Genomic DNA, 6,521 nt, shown 5'->3' with positions numbered 1-6,521 from the left:
CCACGACACAGTGCGCGTCGGTGCGAAGCTGGTAGGCCCCGCCCGCCTCGCGCAGGTGCGCCACCAGCTTGCCCAGGCTGTGGCCCAGCGGGGGCCACAGGAAGAGCCGCCCCGGTCCTTCGGGCGGCTCAGGCAGGGTCTGACAACGACCACATCCGTTCACCTGGGTCATGATGCAGCCTTGGCGTCAGTCACGGGGTGTGGCGGAAGATGAGCAGCCCGCGCGTCGTGTCCCACCCATACACCAGCCCGTCCGCGACGTGAACGCCCTGGAGGCCCTCGAAGTAGGTCAGCCCTCGGCGCGCGTCGCCTTCGCTCCAGGTGTTGAAGTACCCGGAGGGCTTCATCACTCCCAGCGTGGACACGTCGTACGCGCGCAGTCCGTCCTGGTAGTTGGCCACGTAGAGCGTGGTTCCCGACAGCGTCATGCCCCCCAGGGAGGCCTCCTTGCGCAGCGCCAGCTCGTCGCGCTGCACGATGGCCTCCGGGTTGGTGGCGTCCAGCGCCAGGACCGAGGAGCCCCACGCGTCCGAGCCCTCGTACACGGCGGTCGCGGCGCCCACCTTCCCCACGGCCAGGGCGCTGGTGGAGAACCCGGAGTAGCGACCCATCAGCTTGGGCGCCTTCTTCGTCAGCACGTCGGTGACGTCCGTCACCGAGACGCCGTAGCTCCAGTTGCTCACGTACAGGCGGTTGTCCAGCACCGACAGCGCGTAGGGGTACTCGCCCGCGGTGACGCTCGTGCCCTCCACCGCGTAGCGCACCACCAGCGTCGGCGCGAGCGGCTGCGTCACATCCAGGATGATGACGTCCGAGCGGGGCGTGGGCGACGCCACGTAGAGCAGGTTTCCATCCTTCGCCAGCGCGTCCACGCGCGTCGGCGTCGCCGCCTCCGAGAGGAACGTCTTGCCGCAGTTCGGGACCGCGGGGTCGGCCGTCAGATCACAGAGGCGCAGGCCCCTGTCATACGTCCCCACGAAGAGCGTCGAGCCGGACACGAGGGCGGTGGTGAACACCTCCGCGCCGAACTTCTGCTTGGACGCGAGCGTGGGGTGCGCGGGGTCCTTCACGTCGTAGACGACCAGGCCTTCCTCGCGCGCCGTCACGTACGCGTAGCCGCCCGCCACCACCACGCCCGTGGGCCGGCCTCCCGGAAGGGCAATCTCCCCCAGCAGCTCCACGCGGTCGGCTTCCGCCTCGGCTTCGCGCCGCACCACGCGCGTGGCGGTGAACGTGCCCTGGCGCGTCTTCGCCCCGTTGACGCAGACGCGCACCACGCCCAGCACCTCTCCCGGGCTGGACGCCCTGCAGCCGGAGAACGCGTAGCGCACCGCGCCGCCATCCGAGCCCGTCACGTCGCTGGCCAGGTAGAACGTGTCCCCGGTGATCTGCTTCGTCGTCATCGTCAGGCCGATGAGCAGCGGATCCCCGGGTGAGAAGCGGATGGTGGACGGGCCGATGAACCCGTCCTCGAACGCGATGTTGGCGTTCCAGATGCCTTCGGGCTGGACGGCGGCCAGCGTCGAGCGGTCACAACCCGACAGGTCGATGGCTTCAACCTGACACTCGGCTTTGTTGTCGGAATCGTCGGTATTGCCGCATCCGACGGCGAGGAACACGGTGGCGGCCACGAGGGGGAGGCGGTTCATTCCCTCCTCCATACCGGGCGATGCCGACCGGCGCCAAGTCCCCTCCCGCGTGCCGAGGGTGAACACCCCTGACGTCCACCGTCACGCAAAGAAACAAATGAACCGCTTGTGCGTTTCCGATGGGAGAGGGAGCCTCCTGTCGGGCCCCTGATACGCCTGTCTCCTCGCCTTACGAGGTGCTTTTTGAACCCCCGTCCGCACGTGGTCGCCGTGCTGCTGGCCCTGCTCCTGCCGGAGCTCGCGCTCGCCCAGGTCTTCGTCGTCCCCCGTCGCGCGGGGAAGACGCCCGTGAACAGCTACGAGTTCGAGTGGCGGCACATCGACATCCTCGTGGGCCCTGCGGCCGCCGGTCTGGCCAAACCCAGCGCGGGCACCGCGCATGATCAACCGCCCGGCACCCAGGGCGGCGCGCTGCCCCAGGGGCCCACCGTGTCCCCGCAGACGGGCAACACGCAGGCGCCCCCGGGCGGCCCGGAGGTCACCCCTTCCGGACAGGTGACGTCGGCGCCCCCGGGCCCGGGCAACGCCCTGGCGGCGGGCGTCTCCGCCGACGGAGGCACGGCGGACGCGGGCAGCGGGCCACAAACCGTCGTCGGCCTGGAGGATGGCGGCATCCCGCCCCCGGGCGTGGTGGCGCTGGCGGACGGCGGCACGGCGGGTGACGCGGGTGCCCTCGCGGGCATGGTGGGCAACGACGGCGGTACCACCTTCTCCGGCTCCCCCCTGCTGCTGGGCAGCGCCGACGGCGGCTTCAACTACACCTACGCGAAGGACCTGGGCGCGAAGACGGGCGGCGTGCGCTTCTACTTCTACGAGCGCGAGCGCGCGGTGGCCGAGCGCGCCGCCCCCATCGTCGAGGAGGCGTACCGGTACCTGGTGGACCAGTTCAAGTACGTCCCCACGGAGACGTTCCCGTACATCCTCTACAGCAGCTACGCGGAGTTCCTCCAGACGAACGTGTTCGCGGTCTCCGAGGGCACGCTGGGCGTCACCAGCACCGAGGACCTGAAGCTGTCGCTGCCGTACCTGGGCGACCACCACCTGTTCGACGAGATCAGCACCCACGAACTGGCGCACCAGTTCACCATCCAGAAGGTGCGCACCGTGGCGGAGCAGGCCAAGGTGTTCGGGGATCCGCTGGGCGGCTACCCGCTGTGGTTCATCGAAGGTCTGGCCGAGTTCTACGCCAAGCGCGGGTTGGATCCCGAGGCGGAGATGATGGTGCGGGACCTGCTGGTCAACCCGGACCTGATGAGGGGGTACGCGTTCCTCGACTTCTTCTCCCCCGGGCCGTACGGCTTCCTGTGGATCTACAAGGTCGGTCAGGCGCGCGTGGCCTTCCTGGAGGAGGAATACGGCGCGGGCATCACGCAGCGCCTGCTGGAGGAGGCGCCCCGGCTGGTGGGCGGCTCGCGCGATGCGCCGTCGCTCAAGTTCGAGGAGCTGCTGGAGCGGCTGACGGGCGATGATCCGAAGCGCATCTCCGCGCGCTTCGAGAACTGGCTCAAGCGCCGCTCGTTCAAGACGTACCTGGACTCGGCGCAGACGGGGCCCGCGCTGGACTCGCTGGGCGAGACGCCCGGAATCGTCACCGCGATGACCAGCGGCCCGGACGGCAACGTGCTGGCCCTGCGCACCATCGTGCCGGAGACGGGCGAGAGCCGGCTGTACCTCATCGATCCGCGCGCGCCGGAGAAGAACGTGAAGGTCGCGGGCGACGGCGTGCCGGGCGTGGAGTCCCTGCACCCGGTGTCCGGCCGCAACTTCGCGTTGACCAAGGACAAGCTCGCGTTCGTGGCGGAGCGCACCGGCCGCGACGTGCTGTACGTGCAGGACTACGTGCACCTGCAGGAGCGCAAGTCCACGGACGTGCTGGTCCGGCGCTCCGCCATCCGCACCGGCATCGGGCGGGAGGTGGGTCTCACCGTGAAGCTGGAGGTGGGCGACCGGCGCGAGTACCGCATCGACAGGCAGGGCGTGCTGGCCATCTATTCGCCGGCGTTCTCCCCGGACGGGAAGTTCCTCGCGTTCATCGGCATCAATGATTCAGGCCTGCGCGACGTGTACGTCATCGACCTGTCGCAGGGCACGGACGCGAAGCCCCGGCAGTTGACCCACGACGTGTTCGCCGAGCGGCAGCTCACGTGGGGCCCCTCCGGCATCATCTACACGTCCGACGCCACGTCCCACCGCAAGTACAACCTCTTCCGGGTGAAGCCGGACGCGCCCGCGGGTCAGGCGGAGCGCCTCACCAGCGAGGAGCGCGACGAGTCGGATCCCATCGCGCTGGCGGACGGGCGCCTGTTCTTCGTGGCCTACAACCAGAGCAGCTCCGATCTGCACGAGCGGCTCGCGGACGGGCGCATCGTGCGGCGCACCGACCTGACGACGGGCGTCTTCGAACCCGGCCCCGGCCCCGACGGCGGCCTGTGGATGCTCTTCCACATGTCCGGTGAGCGGAAGCCGTCGCTCTTGCGCCCGCCCCGCATGCTGTCGCTGGAGGACCCGAAGGAGCCTCAGGCGGATCCGCCCTCCCCCATGGCGCTGCGGCCGCTCACGGACGCGCTGGCGTACCGGCCCTTCACGCGCGAGAACATCGAGCTGGGGCCCATCTTCGGCTTCGCGGGCGCGGGCGGCGGCGGCTTCGTGGGCCAGGTGTTCGCGTCCGCGTCGGACCGGCTGCGCGACCACCAGATGGTCCTGTCGCTGGCGGTGTACGGCTCGTTCGAGCTGACGGACGGCCTGCTGCTGTACATCAACGACGAGAAGCGCACGACCTGGGGCGGCGGCATCTTCCAGTCGCTGCGCTTCCGCATCGACAAGACGTTCGACGACCTGCCCCCGGAGCAGCGGCCGTTCTTCATCTCGTCGGAGCGCTACTTCGGCGCGTTGGGCAGCCTGCGCTACCCGCTCAGCACCTTCTTCTACGTGCAGGGCGACCTGAGCCTCGGTGGCACGAAGTACTTCCTGGACGACTTCAACGAGTTCTACCTGGCGTTCCCGGAGCGCAACGAGGCGAACCTGGAGCTCTTGTCCGCGTGGCGGGCCGACAACCAGCACATCCGCTTCCAGACGGAGCTGAGCGGCCGCATCGGCTACGACAGCCTGAAGTACCACTACGCGACGGGCCCGCTGGCGGGCAGCTCCATCCTGTTGGAGGCCACCGCCGGCTTGCAGCCCTTCGACGGGCAGGCGTACGGCAACATGCGCCTGGACATGGAGCGGTACTTCCCCATCTACGGCCGCAGCAACATCTTCATCCGCCTGGGCGCGGGCAGCACGGTGGGCGGCCGGTACGCGCGCTCCTACTACCTGTCCAGCTTCGACACCCTGCGCGGCGTGAACTTCGGCGACGAGGAGTGGCTGCTGGGCCAGCACTTCGTCTACTCCACGCTGGAGGCGCAGCTTCCCCTCAACGACATCATCCGGGTGGCCTTCCTGAGCGACCTGGAGGCCATCGCGGCCATCGACGCGGGCGGCGTGGGTGACGGGACGCACGACCTCTGGGACCACCGCGTCCTCAACGCCGTCATCGGCTTCAACCTGTCGCTGGGGCCCCTGCTCCTGCGGCTGCACTTCGCGCGGCCGTTCGACATCAAGGCCGCCGCCGGCAAGCCTGACGAGGGCTGGGTGACGAACTTCTCCATCGGCGTCGCCGGCCTCAATGGCTTCTTCGACCAGAAGGACACCGGCAAGAAGGCGGTCGCCACCGCGCCCAGCTTCTCGCTGATGCCGTCACTGGGCGGCGGCTACACGACGCCCCTGGTGCACTGACGCTCAGGCACCCGGGGTCGTCGTCGGATCCAGGAAGCGCGCTTCAGGACTGCGCGGCGACGAGGGCGGCGTTGGCGCGAGCCAGCGGCCCCCCGTCGTTGGGGATGCGCTCGAAGTCTCCGCGCAGGGCCTTGATGGCGAACTTCTCCAGGTCAATCTCCCTGCGGGTGCGCACGCCCAGCGCGCGCACCACCGCGGACAGGGGCCCGAAGCCGGTGAGGCCCTGTTGAAGCAGCAGGGCGAGCGTCACACCGCTGAGCATGCGCCAGCCATGGCCGTCACGGCGCCCCAGGAGCAGGCCCGCCAGCGCCAGGGCGGAGCCGCCCACGGCCACGGCGCGGTGCATCTCCCACTCGCGCTCCAGCTTGTCGAGGTACCGGCTCATCTCCGCGCGGTCCGCCCGCTCGGCCATGCAGCGGACACACGACTCCACGTGGGCGTCGATGCGACGATTCACCGTGGATGGCGCATGGGTCCGCGCGGCATCGGTCGAGGTCTGGTTCCAGGACTCCATCGTCACTCCCCTGACGGGTTCGCGGACGGATTCGGGCCGTCCTCCAGCCTGCTCCCAGGAAGCTAGGGCTGGAGGGGGCGTTCATGCACAGCGCGCCGTCCGGGGGCCTTCGCCCGGCTGCCCGCTTCAGGGGACACAGGTCGCCTGCTCCGCTGGTCCCGGACTCCAGGCAGGCAGCCGTGAATCGCGGGCCTTACGCGGTCCGTCATGGGGCGCCGTCAAGAACGGGTGACCGCCGGGGTGGGAAAGGAATTTCCCCTTCCAGGGCGGCCGCGCGGACTTGCAGGGGCCACTCGCTTGCCCCCCAAGGCATGTAGGAGGCCATCCGACGGGCTGCTGGAGAGGCACACGCCTTGCTCCAGGAGCGGTGGATGATGCGTCCAAGACTTCTGCTCAGCCTCTCGATGTTGCTGGCCGCGTGCGGTGGTGCCGGTTCGTCGAATCCCGATGTTCCACCCGCCGTGACGGATCCCGGCATCACGGATCCCGGCACGACGGATCCGCAGGAACCGGTGGATCCACCGCCCGTGGACCCGCCGCCGGTGGATCCGCCCCCGGTGGATCCTCCCCCGGTGCACCCGCCG

4 protein-coding genes are annotated in these 6,521 nt (G+C 69.6%); 2 read left to right on the top strand and 2 right to left on the bottom strand.

The window, feature by feature from the left end; translation table 11 throughout:
- Positions 1–191: 191 nt before the first annotated feature.
- On the bottom strand, positions 192–1,649 hold the full coding sequence (locus tag D7X74_RS38020) for an LVIVD repeat-containing protein (RefSeq protein ID WP_158622352.1): 1,458 nt from the start codon (positions 1,647–1,649) through the stop codon (positions 192–194).
- Positions 1,650–1,832: 183 nt separating this feature from the next.
- Here D7X74_RS38020 and D7X74_RS38015 point away from each other — a divergent pair, with 183 nt between their 5' ends.
- Positions 1,833–5,423: a PD40 domain-containing protein gene (locus tag D7X74_RS38015; protein WP_120537860.1), complete on the top strand. Its 3,591-nt coding sequence runs from the start codon at positions 1,833–1,835 to the stop codon at positions 5,421–5,423.
- A 43-nt stretch (positions 5,424–5,466) separates the two neighbouring features.
- Here D7X74_RS38015 and D7X74_RS38010 read toward each other — a convergent pair whose 3' ends face one another.
- A complete protein-coding gene (locus D7X74_RS38010) occupies positions 5,467–5,937 on the bottom strand; it encodes a hypothetical protein (protein ID WP_120537862.1) in 471 nt (156 codons plus the stop codon).
- 374 nt (positions 5,938–6,311) lie between these two features.
- Here D7X74_RS38010 and D7X74_RS43315 point away from each other — a divergent pair.
- The coding region (locus tag D7X74_RS43315; RefSeq protein WP_199741992.1) for a hypothetical protein at positions 6,312–6,521 on the top strand (210 nt) is incomplete at its 3' end.

Origin of the sequence: Corallococcus sp. CA047B, from assembly GCF_003612065.1 — a bacterium.
Taxonomy (GTDB): Bacteria; Myxococcota; Myxococcia; order Myxococcales; family Myxococcaceae; genus Corallococcus; species Corallococcus praedator.
This window is presented reverse-complemented; position numbering and strand designations above follow the sequence as displayed.

Excerpts from the sequence above, each read along its gene's own strand:
- D7X74_RS38010 (WP_120537862.1), bottom strand. The coding sequence starts at position 5,937 with ATGGAGTCCTGGAACCAGACCTCGACCGATGCCGCGCGGACCCATGCG.
- D7X74_RS38020 (WP_158622352.1), bottom strand. The coding sequence starts at position 1,649 with ATGAACCGCCTCCCCCTCGTGGCCGCCACCGTGTTCCTCGCCGTCGGA.